The following is a 22,870-nucleotide window of genomic DNA, read 5'->3' as shown; positions in this document are numbered from 1 at the left end:
CACATCCTATCTGTAGTTTTCACTTAACCGATTTGTTGGTCCTTCTCTTGTGCAGCCTTTTCTTCTTCTCTTTCCTTCTTCAGGTTCAGACGATCGATGAAAACGAGGAACGGGAACCATACGGCCATGATGATAGCGAAGTTGACGAGCTGTAATAACCCGCCGGCAAGGGAATTCGTCGCCATCATTCCACTGATGAACATCGGAACGGTCCACGGAACGGCGACACCGGTCGGAGGAGGAACGAGACCGGATGACATGGCGAAGTACGTCACGGTGACAGTAATCAGCGGTGCGACGATCCACGGAATCATGATGAGTGGATTCATGACGATCGGGAGTCCGAAAATCATCGGTTCATTGACGTTGAAGACACCCGGTCCAATCGACAGCTTCCCGATTTGTTTCAATTGTTTGGAGCGCATGAACAACAGGATGGCGACGACAACAGCCAATGTCGAACCTGATCCGCCGATCCCGACGGTATAGATCTCGATAAACTGTTTGCTGATGATGTTCGGAATTTCTCCGTTCGATGTGTAGGCGTTCAGGTTTTCGAGAGAAAGCGTGTTCCAAATCGGGTCCATCACCGAGTTGACGATGACCTGACCATGCAGACCGAAAAACCAAAACAGCTGGACAAAGAAAATCGCGATCAAGGTCGGGACGAGTCCATTTCCTAGATTGACGAGCGGCTTTTGAACGAGATCAAAGATAAGGTCATGTAAGTTCGTGTTCAAAATAGAAGTGACTGCAATGTTGATCCCGAGGAAAATCGTGAGGGTCAACAAGGCTGGAACGAGGGCCGAAAACGATTTGGCGACCGCGGTCGGTACGCCGGCCGGCATTTTGATCGTCCAGTTCTTTTGGACGACGAAGCGGTAGATTTCTCCTGCCAAGAATCCGGTGATCATGGCAAGGAACATGCCTTTCGCACCTAAACGGTCGAGTGGAATGACGTTTCCGACCGGACCTGTGACATTTTCAACTGAAACAAAAAACGGAGTAAGTAATAAGAACGAGACTAAAGCGATGACACCACCGAATACGGCTTCAACTTCGTAACTTTTAGAAAGATAATAGCCAATTCCAAACACCACAAACAATGACATGATTCCCATCGTCGCGGACGGTGCATTTCCGAGTGACGTCTTGAAGGCATCGAGTACGCCGGGAGACATGAACTTATCAAGAAACGGCAGATTGGCGACGACGACGATCAACGAACCGAACATCGTAATCGGAAAAGCAAGCATGAACGCATCACGTAACGTTTGCAGGTAACGACTGTTATTCAAAAATGCCGCCATCGGCATCAGGAAACGACTCAACAGGTCGAACCACTTACTATTCTCAGTCATCTCAAACACTCCTTATTATTTTTTAGAAAACTTATGTTCCATGAGCTCAATGAGCCCTGAGGTTAAATCAAGCATCGTCTGTGTCGACATCAAATGGTCTTCTGCATGCAACAAGAGAAGAGATAACGTCGTCGGTTCACCATTTGCTTCCTTTTGGACTTGGCTGAAGTGAACCTGGTGCGCTTCCTGCAGTTGCGAACGTGCACTGGTCATTAATTGATCAAACTCTTCAAAAGTGCCCTCTTTGTATACTTCGATGGCTTCGCGGATTGTGCTTCGTGCATTTCCGCTGTGCAAAATCATCATGAACGCTACTTGTTCGATCGTCTGTTCATTTGTCGGCATATTGTTCACCCCATTAATTTTACGGCTTGTTCGTACGCCGCTTTTCCGTCAGCCATTCCATATGCCATCATATCGATCACTTCGACCGGCTTATCTGTCGCCTTTTGAAATTTCGATAATAAAAAGCGCATTTGAGGTCCGATCAGAATGACATCAGCACCGTCGATCTCCTTCAATGCCTGATCTTGACCCACTGCCCAAATCTTGGCTTCTTCTCCGATTCCCTTCGCATGTTCCTGCATTTTCGATACCAGGATACTCGTCGACATTCCCGAGCTGCACGCCAACATAATTTTTTTCATTTGATATTTCCTCCTTTTTTGAAATCGCTTACACATTTGATTATACGGATTTTCAAACTCATGTCTATACTTGATAATTATTTTGTTTATTTTTATTTATCAAAAGTGTAGAGTTGTCATTGAAAACAGATTGAAGGAGGAATGAAGCATGCAGAAACCGATTTTTTTTGAACCCATCGTAAAAGAGCGGATATGGGGTGGTCAGAAGCTTCAACAGTATGGGTTTTCCATTTCAGATGAGCAACGGACAGGCGAAGTCTGGACGCTCGCCAGTCATCCGAACGGTATGACGACCGTCCGCTCCGGTCCGATGGCAGGCATGACACTGGAAGAATTATGGTCAAACCACCCTGAAATATTCGGAAGGGAGACGGACTCCGACTTCCCGCTTTTGTTGAAGTGGATTGATGCCTCGACGGATTTATCCGTCCAAGTCCATCCGACCGATTCAGATGCCAGACGCTATGAAGACCAGCCGTTCGGTAAGAATGAATGTTGGTACATCATCGATTGTCCAGAGAATGCCACGCTCATCTATGGTCATTCCCTGTCCTCACCATCCGAGTTTGATACGGCAATCGACCAGGGAACCTTAGTCCAATCGCTGAAACACGTCCCGATCTCAAAAGGTGACTTCTTCTATGTACCAGCCGGCACGGTCCATGCCTTGACGAAAGGCTGTGTCGTCCTCGAAATCCAGCAAAGTTCAGATACGACATACCGGCTATATGATTATGATCGTCTCGATCCTGTTACAGGATTGAAGCGTCCTCTTCATCTCGAGCAAGCCCGACGTGTCATCCGTTTCCCGCATTTTCACTACGCGGAGCCGCCTGTCGTTCTATCTCCATTCCGCAAAATCTTGACGCAGACCCCCGACTTCTTCGTGGAAGAATGGACCATCCGCCAGACACATACCTTGGAGTCATCCCCGTTGTTCCAGATCATTACGGTCATTGAAGGAACGATAGAATTGAATGGTATCAAATTATCGGTCGGCACAACGGTCCTCTTACCCGCCAACAGCGAGCATACCGTCTCTGGAACAGGACTTCTGATCGTCACCGGTCCCGCACTAAAAATAACTCGTCCGCTCCGGATCGGTATCGATTTAGGTGGCACTCAAACACGGGTCGCCGTCGTCGATCAAGATACCATCATCAAACAGCTGTCATTTCCGACACGTCCGGCAGCCGGTCCGGAACAAACTATCTCTCACATCAAACAAGCCATTCAACTGTTCTCGGACGAATTCCAGCTGACGACAATCGGTATCGCCGCACCTGGTCCGCTCGATACCAAGACCGGCCATCTCCTGTCTCCTCCGAATCTGCCGGGTTGGGATGACGTCGATCTCGTCACCCCTCTATCCTCGATGTTCGACATCCCGGTGTCGCTTGAGAATGATGCGAATGCCGCAGCACTCGGCGAAGCATTGTTCGGAGCGGGTCAACCGTACTCTTCTGTCTATTACGTGACGGTCAGCACAGGGATCGGAGGCGGATATGTTTATGAGAAAAAACTCATCCGCGGGGCACATGGGTATGCTGGAGAAATCGGCAATACGATCATCGATTCATCCGGTCCGGTTCATCCTGTGCTTAATGCCGGTTCGCTTGAAGGACTAGCCAGCGGCACAGCTCTTCAATCACGTGCTTTAGAAAAGCAGACATCGTCCATCGAACGATTACTCGAGGACCCGCAAGAGCGTACTCGTTTCATCAACCACCTGGCGACAGGTCTAGCAAATATTATTCACACAATTGATCCAGATGTCATCGTCATCGGTGGTGGTGTTACCGGATCAGCTGATTTGTATTGGGAAGAGTTGCTTGAAGCAGTCAGCGGACTGGTTTATCCGGCGCTCCGATCAACTATCGACATTCGTCTCGCGACGCTGGAGGGTCATGCAGGAGTCATCGGGGCGGCATATATCGATTAATTCGTCCACTACCCCACAGACTTTTTCATCTCAAAGATGTCCTCTTTATTAGAACTTTCGCTGATTGTTTTTATTTAGGAATCTAAAAAAGAGGAGCCTGCACATCAATTTCATGTGAAGGCTCCTCTTTTAGGAAATATGTAGACTGAATTTTCCTTTGTTATGGCAGTGAATGCATTTGGTAGTTCAGTTCTTCAACATCTTCTTCGAACTATAGAATGCAAAAGCAATCAGACTACCCACGATACTTCCTGACCTCAATAGATCGTATTTGAATCAGTTTTAGTCATCGATGATTTCTATCTCTTGAAAAGAATGCTCCGTAAAGTTCCCAACAAAATCAAAACCCGCGGCATCATAAAAAATCATCAGCTGTTTGATTTTATTTCATCATTCCTGTGTGTAGACGCATTTTGACGAATTCATAACTTTCGCCGTTCGTTTCCTGCTGAAACCGTTCGACCGGCTCAAAACCGCTTTTTGTGTACAGCCGGATTGCCCGTTCGTTAAACGTCGCGACGGCTAATTCGATTTGATGTGGTTGATATTTCTCGATCGCAAAGGCAAGACCGCTTTCTAAAAACGTTGTACCGTTCCCCTGCCCCGTCAAATCCGGACGCATCCCCAGTGCCACATCAAGGCTGTCCTGTCCGAGCTCAAATACAAAAAATCCGATTAGTTGTGTTCCATTCATCACCGCATAATAATGTTCCGTCCGTTGATTGGGATCGAGAAATTCCGCCAAGTCTTCTTGGTCGTTCGGCATATCGTAGAAGGCAAAGTCACCCTCGTATGTCCAGTCATAGGCAATCTGTTCCGCCTGATTTTGCGTCAGCGGTAAAAAGGTATAGGTCATCATACATTCTCCTTTTTTAAAATCACTCAGAATGCTTTATTTTTTATTTTCAAGGTAAAGTGTTTCGTCAACTTCTTCATATGTAGAAGCATCATCGTATATTACAGTTAGCTCAGTGTCTTCTAACCACTCCCAAAAGTATTCGCCTTGGGCAATAATAGCGCGTTCTAAAAAACATTCGAAATTTAAATTTAATGGAACCGCCATATCGAGACCATCTGATGGATGCACAACTGTGATATATGGTTTTTTAAAGGATTCTTCTGCATCCGTACATTGATTTTTATCAATTAAAATCCAATTCTCATCTATTTGACCTATGATCCAGTAGTTTCCTTCTGAAAGGAGACCGTCTTCTGAATGGTGTTCTTCCGACATTTCCAGCATTTCCTTAATAGAAAACAATTCTAGGATTAGATCAGATTCAGTTCTAAATAAGCCACATCCATCATGCAACGTTAAAAAATGTTTATAGTCTTTCGGTAAAGAAAAATTATCTTCAGACAAGCAGGATTCAATTTCTTGAGAAGTTAAAGGTTTATTAAAACTACAAGTTGCCCATCCGTTTCTACCGTATCTTCCCATAATAAATCTCGGATCATCTTTAAACATTTGTTTGAGCAAAGTCAAGGTTCTTTCAATCGGTTTCATCTTATATCCTCCTCAATTTTCGAACTGCTCCTACATAAAAGCATTCTCTTCATTCTATACCTTTAATTGGAAATAAAGATACCAACTTCTCGCGTTTATGATATGATCAACTCAATAAAAATACATATATTACCTTTTTAAAAGGAAGGAGGTTTTTGAATGAGTGGTGATGGACTAGTTTGGAGTGTTCTAATATCAAGCTTAATCGTATTAAATTTGTCGGCTGTTCTTTTATACAGGAAAGGTAAAATGCCCTTATGGGGATCCGGTTTAATAATCGGATTTCTTGGACCAATCATTGCTTTAATATCAGGTTCTATCTTTTTAAAGATAGACTACAGTGCGGACGGAGAGGGTTTTGGGGCTGCTTTTTCAGCAGCTTTTATTGGATTCGTTATCGTTGGTAACGGAATCCTTTATTTTATTGTCGGTCTTGTAATAGTGATTACGAACTTCATTAGAAAACGTCAACTAAATCAACGATGATGAATACAAAAATATGAAGTGAATTTATCTTATTAAATTAAAGAACAGATAAATCTGTATAAACTCATTGAACAAAGTGTCTCTATTTTCAGAAACAACAATTTTACAATTAACTCAATTAATTTTATGGAACAAGGAGGGACTTCGTGAAAAGACGTTTAGATAAGTAACGTTCTACACTTAGCGGGAAATTGACTTTGATCGCAATCTTTGTCGTGCTGATGATTGGTGCATTTTTAGGGGCTATAAACAATCAAAGCAAAATCGCAGATGAACCTAAGAAGGAAATCAAAGTGGCTGATGAGAAAAAAACAACTGCTGAAAAGCAGCCAGAAATCAAAAGTACAGATTTGAAAAACTCGGCGCCGGACACAATCGAGAACGACTTGAAATTGTATGATGAGAATATTGATAAGGTCGTCGTGCGAGATAAAGCATTGATTGTGACCTATAAAGATTCGGCATTTTGGAGTGACAATTCTCTTTTGGAAGAATACGCCTATGATTCAATCAACCTGATTGAGGATCTTTATTCGAACCAAAACTTTGATTTATTCGCTTTTGAACGCCCTACCGTGATGACAGACGATAACGGGAATGAGAAGTTAGATACGGTATTCAAATCTTTTTATACCCGCAATACACTGGATCAGATGAATCTTGATAACTTCACGGACATGGTTCTCGTTGATAGGAAGCGTTATTTTCAAAAAGCAGACGGGTACTGGCTACATCCTGGCATCTTCTTGAATGTCGATAAGAAGTTACGTGAAGGTATTCGCTCCCCTATCAACTTCGACAACATGGATGAATCCCGTTACAACATGCGAGATGGTGCTACGAATGATGTAGTAGAACAACCTGATTCCGTGAAAAAAGAGAAACCGATCGTTGCGGAACCAGTCACGGAAGACGCAGTGGAAGAACCGCAAACAGAAGCTGAACAATCTATTTCATATGATGCTCCCGCCATCGTCAATAGTACATTCATCATTACGCAAGGATTCGATCAACTCTCTTTCAAAATCGAAGAACTTAGCGTCATGGTTGGTACGAAGGGGGACCTCATCACCGCCCCACTATCGTCTTCGCTATTCAGCTTGAAAGAAATGATGGATCACACTGGTCAAGAAATCACAAAGTTACAACAAACAAGTACACCGTCTGATATTGGCGCCACGACAGAACAACTTGCCACTAACCAAGCTGAAATGAATCAGATTTATGAGGAACTTCAACAACAGTTTTATAGCATCGACAAACAGGATTATCCGGATGCTGCACAACTCGTGAGTGCCATCAAACAGAACTTTAGTATGATGGAGAAACTCACTCATCCTGACGTTTCGGCATACAGCAAATATTTTAAAGAAAACGCAGATGAACAAAGGAACTAACCGTATTACACTGAAGGCACCCAAGTGCCTTTTTTATAACTAAGAATAGAACATATGTACGTCAAAGGATAAGAATAAGAATATAAAAATCACCAAGCAACCAAACGGCCGATGGAAAGTACGAATCAATCCGGGATTTGACAAGACTAGGAAACGCGTTCAACTCGCCTACTCGTCTGAACATAAGAAGAAAGTCGAGTTTTTGGTGGCAGACCAACTCCGAAAACGACGAGAGGGTTTCATCCGTCAGATGATCAATAAGCGTCGTATGGAAGACCTGTTCGTCGTTTGTTTGGAAAAACACATTCGCCTGAGCAAAGCGAAAAAGACCTATCATTCGTATCAAAACATCGTCAAGGGAATACCGCTACTTTAGTTCAAGAACTCTAATCGAAGAAAGTCACACACCACCGTATACCCAGCGTGTACTCATCGAGCGGGACAAAAAAGGACTCAAGGCATCGACCATCAACTCCTACCGGGCCATCATGATCGTTCTGTTTTCTTGGATGAAACGGATGGGACTTCACGGACCATCACCTGAACCCATTCTCAAAGATGACGAAATTGAGTGAAAGCGTCAAGGAACTGACACGAATTCAACAAGAGAAATATGGCTTCTCAGTTCGCATCTTCATTGGACGACAAAAAACCGCTCAACAGAGCGGTTCGTGAATATTCGGCAGAAAAATAAAAAAAGTGGGAACTGAATGGGAACTAGCGACTTCCCTACCCTTGAAAACCGCTTAAGACTGTGGTCTTTTCCGACGGAGACCATAATACTGATAAAATTGAACTTCGATATTCCCATTATACAGCTTACGGCGTTTCGTCGCTGGGCGGCCGAATGCTTTTTCGAACTCGACGTATGACGTAATCATGTAGACACTGTAATACGGGAATTCACGGAACGCATTGCCGATTTTCCGGTACAGCTGATGGACTTCACGTGCGTCCTCGAGACGTTCCCCGTATGGCGGGTTCCCGATGATGACACCAAAGTCTTCCTTCGGCTTGAAGTCGGCCGCGTCGCGTTGCATGACGTTGATCGCGTCCCGGACGTCTGCGAGCTCGGCGTTTTGTTTCGCGAGCTTGACCATCTCCGGGTCCGTATCGTTGGCATAGATTTTAAGCGGCTTGTCCCACTCGGCTTTGTCGTTCGCTTCCTTGATCGCATCGAACCAGGCTTTTTTCGGAATACAGGCCCATTCTTGCGACGCGAACTCACGGTTGATACCGGGTGCGATGTTACGGCCGATCATGGCGGCTTCGATTGCCAGTGTCCCGGATCCCGTAAAGACGTCATAAAGCGGCATATCCGGTTTCCAGTTCGTCAGCATCAGCATCGCTGCCGCCATCGTTTCTTTCAGCGGTGCCGCTGAATGGAACTCGCGGTAACCGCGTTTATGGAGGGCATCGCCTGACGTATCGATCGTCAGCGTCGCGATGTCTTTTAGAAGCGCGACTTCGATCGGGAAGCTGGCTCCCGTTTTCGGTAACCACTCGTCGCCCATGTTGTAGGCTTCCTGCATGTGCGAGACGATTGCTTTTTCCGTGATCTTCTGACAGTCACGTATTGAGAACAACTTCGATTTGACCGAGCGGCCGTTGACGACGTAGTTCGCTTCCCACGGCAACAGTTCGCTCCACGGGAGGTCTTTGACCTGATCAAATAATTTTTCGAATGATGTCGCCTTAAATTCCGCGACGACGAGTTTGACACGGTCCGCTGTCCGTAACCAAAGGTTGAGACGTGGAATGTCCTCAAGCTCACAATCGATGTAGACTTTTCCGTCCTCGACCGTACACTCGTATCCTAAATCGCGGACTTCCTTGGCGACGAGGGATTCGATTCCCATTGCCGCCGTCGCGATGACTAAACGTTTTGCCATGATTGTTCACGCTCCTACCTGTTTCTAGAATTTCCAAAATCATTTCAATAAAAAAAGAGCCCAGTTGGACCTGGACTCTCGTTCAAAGTAAAAATAACAGCCTATGTGGTCCTGTAAGCCATGTTCTGTTCCCTAGTGTTGCAAACGGTTTGACCCTCACACGCGGGCGACAATCATCTATCTCCGTATTTTCATACGCTCTCCTTTGCGTTCAGTTCCGCTCCGGAAATTCCCCTACCAAATTTGGGTTTCTCGCTCGTGGGGTTTACCTCGTTCCACCCTTACTGTTTCCAGTAAGGCTCCGTCACTGTGGCACTTTCAAGAAGTTTCGGCCATATCCGAAGACTTAGGCGTTCCTTCTGCCGTCAGCACGACGCTGCCTACACTTATCTTTTCGTGTAGCACGATCACTACAACCATCGCAGGTTGTGCGAGCATGGACTTTCCTCAAAGCACCGAAGTGCCCCGCAATTGTCCGAACCAACATAGTCACTGCTTAACAGTGTAGCGCACGTAAGCGTTTCTAGCAAGAGGTATTTCACGTTTAGTGGGCGGAAAAGTTGCAATTCTTCCTGATTTCACGGTATAGTACAATGGTTCAGAAAGGGGCATATACCATGAAAAAAAGACGCTCTGGTACGAACCAGCGTACCGTACGGAAGTTGACGTTCTTGATCGAGATTGATGAAATCAAGGCCCTTCATCTCCGGAACGGCATTTTTGCCTTTTACCGCAAGGGTGAACTCATCCATGCGTTCGAGCCATTTAATGTAAAACAACCTGATGCATTTTCGAAACGGAGTTACCATTTTGACCAGCATGACATCTTATTGATGAATGAACGGTTCCCGCAACAGATTCCGCTGTACGATGAAGCGATGACGTTACGGTCTTGGGCGAATCAAGTGGAATACGGTCTGTATCAGCTGATCGATTCAGGACGCTTGTCGTTCATCCATGAAGACGATACCGGGTACAAAATGGAAGCAACGATTCAGTGGACCGGCGAAACGCTAGACGTTCCGACGCCCATCTATAAAAAAGGAAAAGACCCAAAGTAAATACTTTGAGTCCTTAACGAGCTGTCTCTCCTCAGGTGAGACGGCTTTTTTGTTGTTATTTGACGGTGATGACCCGCTCCGTCACACGTGTATGACGCCCGCTCGATGTCGCAAAGACGAGTTTATACGTCCCTGCTTCTTTTAAGGCGTACGTATACTTATGCGTGCCGTTACGCAAATAGTCATTCGTAAACGTCTTGACGATTTTGCCGTCCTTGTACAGACGGGTCAGCGTCTTCGCATTCGAATACTCGTCAAAATAAAGCGCGAACGGCTGATTCGGCTTTAAGACGGACGGGACGGACACTTTCGAGACCGGTGACGGAATCGTTGCGAGCATCCCGGCATTCAGACGGCCTGTCCCGTAATGTAGCAACGTATCGCCGGTCTTTTTCGCTGCTGCCGCATACAGCTTGCTGCGAAGCGTACTGTTCTTAATGAACGGGTTCTTCGATTTTGCCAGGGCAATGACACCGCTGACGATCGGTGTCGCCATCGATGTCCCGTCGAGATACCCGTACTTGTTGCCGACCATCGTCGAATAAACCCCTTCCCCGGGTGCCATGATATTCAGCCCTCTGCCGTAGTTCGAGAACGTCGAAGCGCGTCCGAGCGTTCCGACTGAACCGACGGCAATGACGGATTTCATCGACGCCGGGAATAACAGTTTATTGCGGCCGTCGTTTCCGGCTGCACTGACGACGACGATATTTTTCGCTTCCGCTTTTTTAATCGCGGCTTCCATGTACGGATCGTATTCGTATTGGCCGAGCGACAGATTGATCACGTCGGCGCCTTGGGAAATGGCATACAACACGCCGTCCCCGATATCGATTGAACTGGCGAAGTCGCCATCAAAGACGTCTGCGCCGATCAGTTTGACACCGGATGCGACACCGACCGTTCCTTTGCCGTCTTCCGCCGCCGCAACGATTCCCGCGACATGCGTCCCGTGATCGTCCGGTTTCCGGATGCCGGAAATCGTCGTCGTCTTATAGATGACGTTTTTAAACTCGGAATGATTGACATCAATCGCATCATCGATGACCGCAACACGAACGTCCGATTTACCACGGCTGTACTTCCAGTAAGTAGGAATACGCGATTGATCGAGATATGTCTGTTGCAATTGGGCGGAATCGGTCGCCTTTTCGACGACACTGACCGGAATCAAGTCGGCGTCGACATCTTTTTTGTCGATATGCGGCAACGGTTCGACGAGTGAGAACCCGTCCTGTTTCAATTCCCGGACTTCCTGCAGACCTTGTTCTGCAAGCCATGTTTGTTTCTGTTGTTCATTAAACGTCGGATCATACTGCACATATTGAGAATTAGCGAACGCAGAAGTAGGTAACCCTACAACGACAGCAAATGTGAGTAGTGCAAGTTTCTTTTTCAATGTGGACCCTGCCCTTCTCTTTTGACACGCCGATTCTATTGATGTGCTGATCCAAACAGACTAAAAAAATGGTACCGTCCCATCGGATTCTTCGCTGACTTCAAATGGAATGATTTTTCCGATCGTGACATAGGAGTAATAACGGACGAGAACGGCACGCCAACGCTTGGCATCAATCCCGGTCAAATCTTCACCGAGTGGGGAGCCGTCAAACGTTTCGAACTGTTGGCAGAAGAATGCTTCCTCTGCCTCGCTCCACGTCACGGCCTCCCCGATGAAACCGGTGGAAAACCGAACAAAATCAGCAATCGACGGACCGATTACTTCAGACGGCAAACGTTCGCTCATCCGACCAACCAGTTCATATCGATCCCGTTCCGCCTGATCGGCCTCTTCCAGCGAGTGGCACAATAAGACTTCCCGGTTGATTTCAACCAAAACGACATAATCACCTTGCGGCAAATTGACGTGTATCATCCCTACACCCCTTGAATTAAATTCATGCAGTATCTAGATGTCACTTTCTATGGGTTAATTTATAATGTCCATTTTCGATCAAACATCAATTCTATCGGTTCGTTATCCTTTGACTTTAACATACGAACCCGTGTCGTATCAATTTGATCAAGTAAATCCGCTTCTGCGAGCGAACGGATGACCGGTGCGTCCGACTGCTCAATCCGTGACCGGAACGGTGTCAGTAAATCCTGCTGACCGCTCGCGAGCGCGTACCACGCGAGGCGGGCAAACGGTTCATCCTTCGCTGTCTCAAGCGCATAGCTTTCAAAAATGTCTGGTAAGTAACTGGAAAATTGATCAAGCGCGTCAATTCGTTCTGCGAGATCAAGTACCGTCAACCAACTTGGTAACGACAATAACGATTCACTTGACCACCAATCGATCAAATCAATATGTTCTTTAAACAACTGTTGCGCTTCATTGCGGTCGATGAAATGGTGCATCGTCTGAATCAATTCGTTCCAGGCGATGGACCAGTATTCTTCCGACGGATTGGCGGAAATGAAGAATTGGCGATAGACCGTCAACAGTTCCGAGACTTCCTGAAGCTGCTCTACTTCGAGTCGCTGATTTAACCGACTAACTGCTTTTGTGAAATAACTTGGCTCTAATGTCAACGCCATATAGAGTAATTTCGGGACATCTTTTAATTCCCCTTGATCGACCGTCTCAAATAATTCCTGAATCCATTCTGGTTGTGGGTTTGTCATACACTTTTCTCCTCTTCATAGTAAATGTATTTACTATACCCGAAAAAGAATTAATGTAATCCTTTTCCTTATAAAGCCCCGATTCGCTGCGCCGTCTCTTCACTGCATAAGACAATCAGCGTCGTATTCGGAGGAATCGGTTCGTTCAGCCGCCGGTTCAAGTCGAGTCGTTTACCGTCCGACAAAATCGTCACCCCGTCTTCGAGCAGGACGTGGAATGCGTCCCGAAACGTTTGCCACTCTGGTTTCGCAGGAATCGAAAACATGCCGTCCCCGTCCTTCGTCAACAGGTTCGTCACGACTTTCGAGACGCCGGGATGATACGCGGCAAGAATCGCCATACGGGCGACCGTCTCGTCACCGAGCAGCACTTCATCGACTTTGACCTGTTCAAAGCTGTCAAGATGTTCCTCAAGCATCATCTCGACGATCGTATAGATGTTTGGATTCGCCCGTTCGATACTCGCGGCAATCAACAATGTCCGGCCGTCGGCAAGTGCCGGCGGAATCGAATGATCGGCGAGAATGATCGCCCGGGTCGCTTTTTTGATGTTCGCCCGCTGTAAGGTCGCGTCAAGCGCCGGATCACCGCTGACATAATGGAACCGCGGATGACTGAACGGTTCCCGCTCAAGATCGTCAATCAGGATGACGTCCGTCGTTTCAAGCAACTCGTCGATGACGTGTTTTGAACGCCGGCTGTAGCCGAATACTAACGTATGTCCCGTCTCTTTCACTTGCAATAACCCTCTTTCCTTTTGATTGCGAATCAGTTGGACACCATCGACGAGTTTCGAAATCAAACCCCCGACGATTCCGATCCCGAAGATGAAGACGAAAATCGTCATGAAACGTCCGAAATCCGTATTCGGGAAAAAGTCCCCGTACCCGACCGTCACGACCGTCGTCATCGTCCAGTAGACAGCCCGGAAGTAAGTTCCGAACGTGTCCGGCTCCGCCAGATACATGATCAGGGCGACACCGAATACAAACAGAAACGACGCATAGGCGAGCGTTCGCATCTTTAAAAAGGACATCCGTCGTAAAAATCGTAACCAGACCATACTTTTTTTCACCCTTTCCGAACATTTGCTGTTTTCGTCCTGTCAATAAGGGCGAAGGAGGTGATACACATGACACAAGCTGAGGAAATCAAAACCAGTCTAGTCGTCGTCTTCGAACGAAACGACAAGGTGACACCAAACGGGGACGCTGCTCTCGCCCGTCGCCGTTTTAACGGTCTGCGGTCGGATCTCGAACCGCAAGTCGTCGCGTCGATTGGTCAAGCCATCGGCAATATGCTTGCCGGTTCGTACACACACACGGAAATCAGCCGTGACTTCGCTTTACTTAACGCTTAATTCACTCTCACTACACTAATGAAGGAGGAATTGGATGGAACACACGATTGTTTTGACATTCGATACGTTACTTAAAAACCGTACCGCTTACGTCTGACGGGTGCGAAACCCGACACGTCGGTCGCCGAGATCAAGGCACTCGGACAATTGATGGTCGACCACGATCCGTTTCATGACGGGCTCGTCAAGTTGAGCCAAGCCGAGCTGCAAAACAGTTCGGAATCACCTTACGTCATTTAAGCTGAAAAACTTCTTCCGTCATCATCACCAATAAAGGTGATGGTGACTTTTTTTTGGTATACTAGAAACATCAAGCAACTGGAAAGGAAGTCAATTTATGGCCAAACGCCCTCTTACGCCCCGCGAATGTGAACTCGTCGTCAGCAGCCTCTACGTGATGGAGCTGATTCCATTCGAAGGAATCATGGAACGACTCGAATCCATCACATTGCGCGACATCATCGGACCGGTCGCTACCGGCGAGATGTCCCGGGATCAGGCTGCCGACGCCCTCGATCAATACATCAAAGTGCGCCGCCGCCGGTTCCGAAACGTCCCTCCGGAACATCTTTGGTCGCTCGACGACCGGATGGAGCAGGAAGCGTTACGGATGATCCGCAAACGCGCGCCGTTGACGGCCGGTGAAAAACTGCAACCGAAAGCCATCCCGTTCGAGATGGGCGACACGGTCGAAATGACCGTGACGGAAGTCCAGGAACGTAACGGAAAAGTCAACGTCATCGGCAAGGTCGGCCAAGTGACGGCGAAACTGCCCGTCGCGAACCGTCAAGCCATCAAAAGCAGCAAGACGATGTCCGCCTGGATCACCGGAATCGAAAAGAAACCGGCCTTGATTCACCTGTCGACGTCCGACTACGGAAAACACCAACCGTCCGCTGACGTAAAAGAAGCCTATGTTACGGCCATCGCTTCGCTTCGCCAGTACTTCGAGACGATGACGGTCCCGTCAACGGAAGAAGTCGATCTCGCGAAATCACTCTTCCAACGGATGATCCGCCGTGATCAGAACGACTGGTTTACGGTCTACGTCGCAATGGGTCGTCCACAGCTCGATCACGTCCGGCGCTGGGTCAAAGTCATCCAGATGCTCGGTAAGTCGTTACGCGGTGACGAGGAAGCAACACGTTTGCTCGCCTCGCAGGAAGACCGGTTCTTCAAAGATGCCTTGCTCCGGGCATGTCGGGCGGCTGAAAAAAGCTTCTCGAACCCTATGTAAGGCATTCGACTACGGGGAAGTCTTTTCCTCGTTAGTTTTAAAATCATTTTTCAATGACGGTCCTCCCATCTGTTTCGGCGATGAAGGGGATCGTTTTGCTGTTCACAAAAAAAACCGACGGCATCTGCCGTCGGTCAAAAGGAATTATGCGATATCAACCGTTGATTCAAGTGCCCGGCAGGTCCGGCGCACGGTCGGAAGGAAATCCGTCCGTTTGGCGACCCCACCCTCAATCAAAAAGTGCTGGATGCCTTTTGTACGTTGAATGGCCGTCAAGACGGTGACCAGTTCGATGAACCAGTTCGAAATCAGTTCCACGACCTGTTCATCAAATGCTGCTGCTCCATACACATCATACCCGTTCTCGCAGAGATGGTTCGGGAAACGCTCCTTGAACCGAAAAATCAGTGTAGCCGTCGTCGGAATGTAAAAGTGATCGAAGATGATCCGTTGTTCTTGATCTGTTTCTTTCTCCGTCAGTCCATCCATCATCAACTTCGGTTGACTCCCGATATTTAGAGTCCAACTTGTTTTCTTTCGTTCGCCAGTGGAAGTGATCGTTCGCATGGTTTCGTCCATCTCCTTTGATGTGTAAGCGTTTACCTCTTCATTTTACAAGCCCATCAACAGTTCCTGCAACCGTCAATTTCTTAAAAATGAACGATGACTTCATCTGACGTTTAGTCTAACAAATTTTCGTTGTGTTGACGATGTCAGTAATTAACATCCTCATTCCCATTTAGCTGTTTTTTAAATCCACTCTGCTCTTGTTTCATGTTAAAAATCGGACATGATCCATCGAAGGTGTGACCGCTCTCACCGTTGCCCGGGAACGGAGTTCATAAAAAAACTATTAGCGCCTTGCGAAATATGATACCATTCAGTGGAATCACAGAAAGAGGAGAGAACAATATGCGAAAAGTTTTTCGATTAAGCATCTTGTTCGTACTGATCGTCCTCATCGGTAGTAGCATCATCTACTGGCAAAACCGGGAACGCGTCCAAAATGAGCTGTATCGCACCTATTATGGACAGTACGGTGTCCCAGCCGAGAATATCGACATCTACGAACAAGCCGGTGACCGGTACGAGGTCGATTGGAAGTTACTTGCCGCGATTCACCGCGTCGAGACCATCTTCTCGAAATCGTCCGCGATGCAGTCTTCTGTCGGCGCAATCGGCCCTTTTCAGTTCATGCCGAAAACGTGGGTCGGTTGGGGGTATGAAGGTGGAACGTCACTTGGCGACATCGAGCATGACGGAATTGATTTGACCGATCCAGAAGCCATCAAACAATATGGTGGCCTTGGCGTCGATGCAAACGGAGACGGTAAAGCCGATCCGACAGATTTGACGGACAGCGCCCACACGGCAGCAAAGTACCTCAATCAGCATGACGTCACGAAACGGTCTGACCGAGGAACGCTTGAAACTGCCCTGTTTGAATACAATCGCAGTGAACAGTATGTCATTGACGTCCTCGACCAATACGATGCCTATCAACAAAAAATCGAATTGATTGATGCGAACGATCTCGATTTCAAACAACAGACACTTGCCCAACTCCTTCGCATCAGCTTACGTTTGACCAACTAAAAGGAGGCACCACCATGACACAACCCGATCGTTCGTCATTGACGATTGAGGAATCGTCAATCCGCGTCAAGACGACGTTTGACGAAGCAAAAACAAAACGCTATCTCCGGAGTTACATCTTTGATGATGTGACGGACGGCGCGTACGTGGCCGCCCTGATTTACACACCGCGGACGACGGATGCTTTTTTATCCGGAACGACGACGCAGCGTGCGTATAATTTGATGAAGAAACACATTGAAGATCCAATCAAACAATACGATATCATCAGCCTGATGCCGGACCTGCTTGTCAGTGAAGATTTACCGTTCGCTCAAGCCAGTTTCGACGAAATCAATTACGAGTTCATCGAACAGACGTTACGCCGGGTCAAGGAAACGAATGGTGTCGTCTTGTGCGGTTGGGGTTCACCCGGCCGCCTGATGCACCATTTGCCGGCTTATGAAAAGCTGTTTGACCAGTATGCCGACATTCTGTATTGTTCCGGTATCACATCAAAAGGTGAACCGAACCATCTCCGGTTGACCGTCGACGACAGCCCGATGATCACTTATCAGGATATGAAGTTGAAGGCGAAGAAATTAAAACGTAAATAATCTTAAAGGTGTTCTTTTCGCAGTTGCGGAAGAACACCTTTCTTGTATACTGTTTTTTATATCTTGGAAAAATGCTACCAATTGAATACTACTAGAAAGAAGGTTAGATACTTTGAAGTTTTGGAATGAAGAGGAAGAGTTGAAAGCACCTGCTTTACTTGAAGCGGACATCCACAGGATTCAACAGGAACTTGCTGGTCGTTTTCCTGAAGGCTACATAGAAAAATTATCAGAACAAAATGGAGGATCTGTCGTTTTTAATTCTGTTTCAGTGGATTTTGAAAACACTTGGTCAGATCAGGACATTAAACCGTTTTTGCCGTTCTCCTTCGTACAACCGTTATCTTACGATGTTTACCAATCAAATGTAGGTACTTTAAGTGAATGGGATGTAACCGGAAAAAAGATGATTTTTGCCAATGGTGATGGCAGTTACTTCTACTATTTCAATTTTGAAGACAATACGCACGAACCGTCCGTCTGGTGTTTGGATATCTCAGTTATTTCTAATCATTTTGTGGCAAGCTCCTTTGACGAATTACTGATGAAGTTGTCTGTCCAGGAAGGTGAACCGATTGATGCAACTGACGCTTCTGTGAGTTTTTTGACGATGGAAGAAATTCTTGAGTTAATTAATCACGGCGATGAGGATAACGCTTTACTTGCTTACTCCCATTGGATGGTGATTGGTCAAGAACCGGAACGATTGGTACGTGAATTGATGCAACGGATTGAACAGAGTAATAATGAAGATCAGATTGACAGTTATGCGGGATACCTAGCCGAGACAATGATCAATCATTCAGAAAAACTGAAGAATTCTCTTGAAAACGTCATCGACTTATTGAAGAGCAAACATCTTATTACAGATTTGAGTGATCTTATCGAATGGTTGGATGAAGAAATTTGATGAAAAACGGATCTTGAAGTTTGGTGCAATGCTGATTGACCAATTGATGTTTGCATAAAAAAGAAGCGATGGACGTATCCACCGCTTCTTTTTTATTTTCGTGAATCTCACTACTCTTCATACGACTCCTATAGGGAAAAGCAGATGAAAAGACAGTGAGATTTCACATCACCTTGCTTTGTTTTTAGAACAACATGATTTCAAGCAGACAGTCGACCAGATTCTTCTCAAGATTTAGGGCCTGCAACTGATGCATCATATTGACCGGATCGAGTCGTTGGGACAACAAACGGTACAGGCGGTCTTTCAGATCATAACCGATTTCCGCCTGGTCGAGGAAGGTATAGAGCCGCTCCATCCGGTTATCGTTCGTCGACATGTCAACCTGCAGCGACAGGACTTGCGTCTCACCGAGTTCACCAAGATCAACCGACAACGATTGGGTCTGATGATCATAACGGCTCGGCAGCACTTCTCCATCCCGTGAGACGTGTCCTTCGTTGACACCACGCAGGATCAGTGTCACTTCACGTTTTTCCGGCAACAGTTCCCGTTTACCGAACGGCGTTGCAATCGTCAACGTCCGGGCCGCCCAGTCGAGTTCAAAGGCCGTCTCGACATTTTCCCCGTCGCGGTGCGCGACACCGACGTTATCATCCTCAAATAACGTGAAGCGGTTCGACGCCCCCGGGAAGACAAGCAGTTCGAGATGCTCCGGATTGTGGAGCGCGTTCGAATGTTCGAGGTGTTGACCGAGCGGAACGATGGCTCCGGCTTTCGCGAGGACGCCTTGATCCTCGAGCTTACGGAACAGACGCATCTGTTTGCCGCCCGAGTAGCGGTGACCGGTGAAGAAATCAAACCATTCCCCTTCCGGTAACCAGGCCGTTGTCGCCGCGACGTGCAGCTTCGGATTCATCGGTTCGACGATCGGCGTGACCATCAGTTCCGTCCCGAAATAGTACTGGTTCGGCACCGCGTAGGCGAGTTCTTCTTCCGGATGTTCATAATACATCGGGGAGACGAGTGGTAAGCCGTCAAAGTGATTGCGGGCGTTCATCGTATAGATGTACGGCACGAGCTGATGACGAAGTCGTAAATACTTCTTCATCACTTGTTCCGATTCGACCGAATACCGCCACGGTTCTTTCCCGTTAAAGATACTCATCGTACTGTGCAGACGCATAATCGGGCTGAATACGCCGTACTGTAGCCAGCGGGTCGACAGTTCATCGTCCTTTTCCCCGCGCTGGTGACCGCCGATATCATGACTCCACCAGCCGTAACCGATGTTTGATGCCGTCGCCGTGAAGTACGGTTGGAACTTGAGTGATGCCCAGGAAATTAACGTATCGCCTGAGAAACCGACCGGATAGCGATGACTGCCGGGTCCGGCATAGCGTGAGAAAATCAGCGGACGATTGCCGTCACGCGCGATATCGAGCGCATGGTAATGATTGAGCATCCAAAGCGGATCGAGCCCTTTCATCTTTGAGTTCGCCCCCTGTTGCCAGTCGATCCACCAGAAGTCGACACCATCCTCTTCGTGCGGATGATGGAGTTTCGTGAAGTAATGTTCAATGAAGTCGCGGTCCGAGAAGTCAAACGGAATCCGGTCTTCCGTATCCGGGTCGACACCCAACGCAACGGCCATTGCTTCATAAGACTCTTCAAAACCACGGACTCCGTCCGCCGGGTGAAGGTTGAGCGTCACCATCCGGTCGTCCGCTTTCAGCCACTGCAGGAAGCCTTTCGGATCCGGGAACAAATCACGGTTCCACGTATAGCCCGTCCAGCCGCTGCCGTATCTCTCCGGAATATCCGTCACATGCCAGTCCATGTCGATGACGCTGACTGAGAATGGAACATCCTCCGCCTTGAAGCGGGTCATCAAATCTTTGTATTCTTTTTCGTTGTACCGCCAGTACCGGCTCCACCAGTTTCCGAGCACTTGCCGCGGCAACATCGGCGTCGGACCGGTCAGACGGTAAAAGTCCTTTAGGGCTTGTTTATAATCATGGCCGTAACCGAAGTAATAGATGTCCTGCGCCCCTTCCTGACGCGGTTCGACGAAGTGGTCTTCCGTCAGGACGAATGACGCCGAGTCATCGATTGCCGCGTAGCCTTGGCGGGAGATGATTCCTTCTTCGAGCGGAATCTCACCGTCGGCATGGTCAAGCGTCCGCGCCGTCCCCTTAAGAGTCCGGAGGGGTCCGCCGAACGTGTAGCGGCTGTAATACGTACTGAAGTTTCCAAGGACGTCGATGTAGAGGGTGTTCGACGCAAAAGGTCCTTTCGTATAATGCAAATGGACGTGTTCCGTGATGATTTGCAGTTCCGTCTCGTCCTCGACAATTCGATACGAGGGGACCGGAAAATCGCGGTTCCAGACGGTTTGGGTCGGACGATCTTCAAATCGACCGTCTGCTGCGTACTCGAGTCGAATCAGACGACTGGTGAGAACGGTGAAGCGGTAAGTGTCTCCTTGAACAATCGCTTCCGGTCGTGCCAATGGTTTCATGTCTCGGGTATAGAAATGGGATTCGTCAATTGTGCGCATACGGGATCAGGACGCGAACGTCCTTGTCACTTCCTTCCAAAAATGAATGTGCAACCGATTACACTAATAGTGTATAAGAGTTGTTGTTCCCGTTTCAAGTCACAACTAATCAAAAAACGCACCAGTCCTCTGAAAATCAAGGATGGTGCGTTTGTCATCATAACAATGGTGAAATCAAACGGGAGAACGATTCAAAGATCCGGAACCGCATCGGCCGTTTGAGATAATCCGCCGAGGACAACTGAATCGAGACGTCGAAATCATCGATGAAATCGCGCTCGAGCCGGGCCGCACTCTCGGAATCATACATGAAGGCCATCAGTTCGTAGTTCAAGACGAAACTCCGGATATCCATGTTCGCCGTTCCGACGACAGCAATCTTTCCGTCGACGAGAAACAGTTTGGCATGGATGAAATGACGGTTGTACGTATAAATTTTGACTCCGTCTTTTAGCAAGGGTCCGAAATAAGACCGTGTTCCATAGTAGGACGTAAAACTGTCCCCCTTACCCGGTGTCAGAATCCGAACATCGAGTCCGGCACGGGCCGCGAGGCGGAGCAGTGTCATCGTCTCGTTATCGGGAATCAAATACGGTGTTGAAATCCAAATTGACCGCTGAGCCGAAATGATGGCGGCAATCAAAGCGTTCCGGATCGCCGGATCTTTGGACGTCGGTCCACTCGTCACCACTTGGACCGCACCGTCCGTCTCGACATCGTGTTTCGGGAAGTAATGTTCGATTGCACCCTCACCGGCAAATGTCTCCCAAGTATCACTGCCGTCTAGATGGGCATACAGCCAATCATCGAGGAACGTCGCCTGTAATTCCTTGACGGCACGTCCTTCGAGCCGCAAATGGGTATCGCGCCAAAAGCCGAACTTCTTACTTTTTCCGTCATACTCGTCGCCGACGTTCAGCCCCCCGGTAAAACCGATTTTCCCATCGACGACAACGATTTTCCGGTGATTGCGGAAGTTCGCCGTGAAGATGAACAACGGACTGGAAATCGGATCGTAGGCAGCAATCTTCGCCCCGGCTTCCCGGAGCGGTTTCAAAAATCCTTCGCCGAGCATGTAACTGCCAAGACCGTCAAACATGAACCGGACTTCGACTCCGTCGTTCAACCGGTCAATCAATGCTTCGCGGATCGCCTGCCCGGTCTCGTCGTTCCGGTAAATGTAATACTGGATGTGAACATGATGCTTGGCGGAGCGGATCATCCGTAGAATTTCCGGGAACGTCTCGTTGCCGTTCGTCAGGATTTGACTGGCTGTATGGACGTCGACCCCACCTCCACCAAAGTTGCGGATCGTATTGGCAAGCTTCAGGTGGTTCGGCGGCAACTCACTGACCGCGAGCGACCGGACGGGACGAATGGCCTGTTTCAGCAACATCCGTTCATCGTGCGACCGCCGGTTCCGGCGACGGCGGCGCGGATTGCGCCCGAACATCATCCAGATGATGACACCGAGAATCGGTAAGAAGATCAAAACTAAAAACCAGGCAATCGTCGACTCCGCCGTCCGGTTCTCAATGAAGATAATCATGATGACGGCCAAGGGTACGACGGTCGCGGAAATCGTCAAAACATAAAACAGGTAGCCCAATTGGTATAGTCCCCAAATGATTCCGCCTGCGACTAAAAACACGAGCGCGAACTGTAAAATCCGATTGCGCACTAGACTTC

22 protein-coding genes and 1 other RNA gene are annotated in these 22,870 nt (G+C 47.8%); 9 read left to right on the top strand and 14 right to left on the bottom strand.

Annotated features, from left to right (window positions below):
• Nucleotides 1-23: 23 nt before the first annotated feature.
• Genes celB through ACP26N_RS06660 form a run of 3 tightly spaced genes read right to left on the bottom strand, consistent with a single transcriptional unit; the run spans nucleotide 24 to nucleotide 2,008 of the window.
• Complete coding sequence (gene celB, locus ACP26N_RS06670) at nucleotides 24-1,361, bottom strand: PTS cellobiose transporter subunit IIC (RefSeq protein WP_426355122.1); 1,338 nt, start codon at nucleotides 1,359-1,361, stop codon at nucleotides 24-26.
• Between the two features lie 15 nt (nucleotides 1,362-1,376).
• Nucleotides 1,377-1,706 carry a PTS lactose/cellobiose transporter subunit IIA gene (locus ACP26N_RS06665; protein ID WP_426355120.1) on the bottom strand — a complete coding sequence of 110 codons (330 nt, stop codon included), beginning with the start codon at nucleotides 1,704-1,706 and terminating at the stop codon, nucleotides 1,377-1,379.
• 5 nt (nucleotides 1,707-1,711) lie between these two features.
• Complete coding sequence (locus ACP26N_RS06660; protein WP_131502825.1) at nucleotides 1,712-2,008, bottom strand: PTS sugar transporter subunit IIB; 297 nt, start codon at nucleotides 2,006-2,008, stop codon at nucleotides 1,712-1,714.
• Between the two features lie 148 nt (nucleotides 2,009-2,156).
• Between ACP26N_RS06660 and ACP26N_RS06655 the strand changes: the two genes are divergently transcribed.
• Nucleotides 2,157-3,950, top strand: coding sequence for a type I phosphomannose isomerase catalytic subunit (locus ACP26N_RS06655; protein ID WP_426355119.1), 1,794 nt, complete (start codon nucleotides 2,157-2,159; stop codon nucleotides 3,948-3,950).
• A gap of 382 nt (nucleotides 3,951-4,332) precedes the next feature.
• On the opposite strand, the gene ACP26N_RS06650 is transcribed toward ACP26N_RS06655, so the two are convergent.
• Both ACP26N_RS06650 and ACP26N_RS06645 read right to left on the bottom strand, forming a co-directional pair.
• Nucleotides 4,333-4,806: a GNAT family N-acetyltransferase gene (locus ACP26N_RS06650; protein ID WP_188004145.1), complete on the bottom strand. Its 474-nt coding sequence runs from the start codon at nucleotides 4,804-4,806 to the stop codon at nucleotides 4,333-4,335.
• A gap of 36 nt (nucleotides 4,807-4,842) precedes the next feature.
• Nucleotides 4,843-5,457 (bottom strand): SMI1/KNR4 family protein, encoded by a 615-nt coding sequence (locus ACP26N_RS06645; RefSeq protein ID WP_426355118.1) that lies wholly within the window; start codon nucleotides 5,455-5,457, stop codon nucleotides 4,843-4,845.
• A gap of 159 nt (nucleotides 5,458-5,616) precedes the next feature.
• Here ACP26N_RS06645 and ACP26N_RS06640 point away from each other — a divergent pair, with 159 nt between their 5' ends.
• Complete coding sequence (locus ACP26N_RS06640) at nucleotides 5,617-5,943, top strand: ABC transporter permease (protein ID WP_188004143.1); 327 nt, start codon at nucleotides 5,617-5,619, stop codon at nucleotides 5,941-5,943.
• A 197-nt stretch (nucleotides 5,944-6,140) separates the two neighbouring features.
• Nucleotides 6,141-7,340, top strand: coding sequence for a hypothetical protein (locus ACP26N_RS06635; RefSeq protein WP_426355117.1), 1,200 nt, complete (start codon nucleotides 6,141-6,143; stop codon nucleotides 7,338-7,340).
• 746 nt (nucleotides 7,341-8,086) lie between these two features.
• Here ACP26N_RS06635 and ACP26N_RS06630 read toward each other — a convergent pair.
• Together ACP26N_RS06630 and rnpB are read right to left on the bottom strand one after the other, a co-directional pair.
• Nucleotides 8,087-9,232, bottom strand: a complete 1,146-nt coding sequence (locus ACP26N_RS06630) for a THUMP domain-containing class I SAM-dependent RNA methyltransferase (protein ID WP_026828599.1) — start codon at nucleotides 9,230-9,232, stop codon at nucleotides 8,087-8,089.
• A gap of 109 nt (nucleotides 9,233-9,341) precedes the next feature.
• Nucleotides 9,342-9,715, bottom strand: an RNA gene (rnpB, locus tag ACP26N_RS06625) — RNase P RNA component class B.
• A 134-nt stretch (nucleotides 9,716-9,849) separates the two neighbouring features.
• Between rnpB and ACP26N_RS06620 the strand changes: the two genes are divergently transcribed.
• On the top strand, nucleotides 9,850-10,293 hold the full coding sequence (locus ACP26N_RS06620) for a hypothetical protein (RefSeq protein WP_233494547.1): 444 nt from the start codon (nucleotides 9,850-9,852) through the stop codon (nucleotides 10,291-10,293).
• 55 nt (nucleotides 10,294-10,348) lie between these two features.
• Here ACP26N_RS06620 and ACP26N_RS06615 read toward each other — a convergent pair whose 3' ends face one another.
• The 4 genes from ACP26N_RS06615 to ACP26N_RS06600 all read right to left on the bottom strand — a co-directional run bounded on the left by ACP26N_RS06615 (nucleotide 10,349) and on the right by ACP26N_RS06600 (nucleotide 13,985).
• Entirely contained in the window at nucleotides 10,349-11,692 is a 1,344-nt protein-coding gene (locus ACP26N_RS06615) for a S8 family peptidase (protein ID WP_426355116.1), read from the bottom strand.
• A 60-nt stretch (nucleotides 11,693-11,752) separates the two neighbouring features.
• Nucleotides 11,753-12,169: a hypothetical protein gene (locus ACP26N_RS06610; protein WP_147511357.1), complete on the bottom strand. Its 417-nt coding sequence runs from the start codon at nucleotides 12,167-12,169 to the stop codon at nucleotides 11,753-11,755.
• 59 nt (nucleotides 12,170-12,228) lie between these two features.
• A complete protein-coding gene (locus ACP26N_RS06605) occupies nucleotides 12,229-12,921 on the bottom strand; it encodes a hypothetical protein (RefSeq protein WP_114596059.1) in 693 nt (230 codons plus the stop codon).
• A 68-nt stretch (nucleotides 12,922-12,989) separates the two neighbouring features.
• Complete coding sequence (locus ACP26N_RS06600) at nucleotides 12,990-13,985, bottom strand: potassium channel family protein (RefSeq protein ID WP_233494548.1); 996 nt, start codon at nucleotides 13,983-13,985, stop codon at nucleotides 12,990-12,992.
• 69 nt (nucleotides 13,986-14,054) lie between these two features.
• Between ACP26N_RS06600 and ACP26N_RS06595 the strand changes: the two genes are divergently transcribed.
• Both ACP26N_RS06595 and ACP26N_RS06590 read left to right on the top strand, forming a co-directional pair.
• Nucleotides 14,055-14,282 (top strand): DUF1659 domain-containing protein, encoded by a 228-nt coding sequence (locus ACP26N_RS06595; protein ID WP_426355114.1) that lies wholly within the window; start codon nucleotides 14,055-14,057, stop codon nucleotides 14,280-14,282.
• A gap of 337 nt (nucleotides 14,283-14,619) precedes the next feature.
• Complete coding sequence (locus tag ACP26N_RS06590; protein ID WP_131972986.1) at nucleotides 14,620-15,519, top strand: hypothetical protein; 900 nt, start codon at nucleotides 14,620-14,622, stop codon at nucleotides 15,517-15,519.
• Between the two features lie 144 nt (nucleotides 15,520-15,663).
• On the opposite strand, the gene ACP26N_RS06585 is transcribed toward ACP26N_RS06590, so the two are convergent.
• A complete protein-coding gene (locus ACP26N_RS06585) occupies nucleotides 15,664-16,086 on the bottom strand; it encodes a hypothetical protein (protein ID WP_131502841.1) in 423 nt (140 codons plus the stop codon).
• 345 nt (nucleotides 16,087-16,431) lie between these two features.
• Between ACP26N_RS06585 and ACP26N_RS06580 the strand changes: the two genes are divergently transcribed.
• The 3 genes from ACP26N_RS06580 (at nucleotide 16,432) to ACP26N_RS06570 (ending at nucleotide 18,621) form a co-directional block, all read left to right on the top strand.
• A complete protein-coding gene (locus ACP26N_RS06580; RefSeq protein ID WP_131502842.1) occupies nucleotides 16,432-17,115 on the top strand; it encodes a lytic transglycosylase domain-containing protein in 684 nt (227 codons plus the stop codon).
• 14 nt (nucleotides 17,116-17,129) lie between these two features.
• A complete protein-coding gene (locus ACP26N_RS06575) occupies nucleotides 17,130-17,711 on the top strand; it encodes a DUF1643 domain-containing protein (RefSeq protein ID WP_131502843.1) in 582 nt (193 codons plus the stop codon).
• Between the two features lie 112 nt (nucleotides 17,712-17,823).
• Complete coding sequence (locus ACP26N_RS06570; protein WP_426355113.1) at nucleotides 17,824-18,621, top strand: SMI1/KNR4 family protein; 798 nt, start codon at nucleotides 17,824-17,826, stop codon at nucleotides 18,619-18,621.
• Between the two features lie 184 nt (nucleotides 18,622-18,805).
• Here the strand turns inward: ACP26N_RS06570 and ACP26N_RS06565 are convergent, their stop codons facing one another.
• Entirely contained in the window at nucleotides 18,806-21,181 is a 2,376-nt protein-coding gene (locus ACP26N_RS06565) for a TIM-barrel domain-containing protein (RefSeq protein WP_426355111.1), read from the bottom strand.
• Between the two features lie 157 nt (nucleotides 21,182-21,338).
• Nucleotides 21,339-22,862 (bottom strand): cardiolipin synthase, encoded by a 1,524-nt coding sequence (locus ACP26N_RS06560; protein WP_131502848.1) that lies wholly within the window; start codon nucleotides 22,860-22,862, stop codon nucleotides 21,339-21,341.
• Nucleotides 22,863-22,870: the final 8 nt, after the last annotated feature.

The sequence above is a fragment of the Exiguobacterium sp. R-39 genome (genome assembly GCF_049942815.1).
Classification (GTDB): domain Bacteria; phylum Bacillota; class Bacilli; order Exiguobacteriales; family Exiguobacteriaceae; genus Exiguobacterium_A.
Note: the sequence above shows the minus strand (reverse complement) of the source record. Positions and strands in the feature narration are given on the sequence as shown.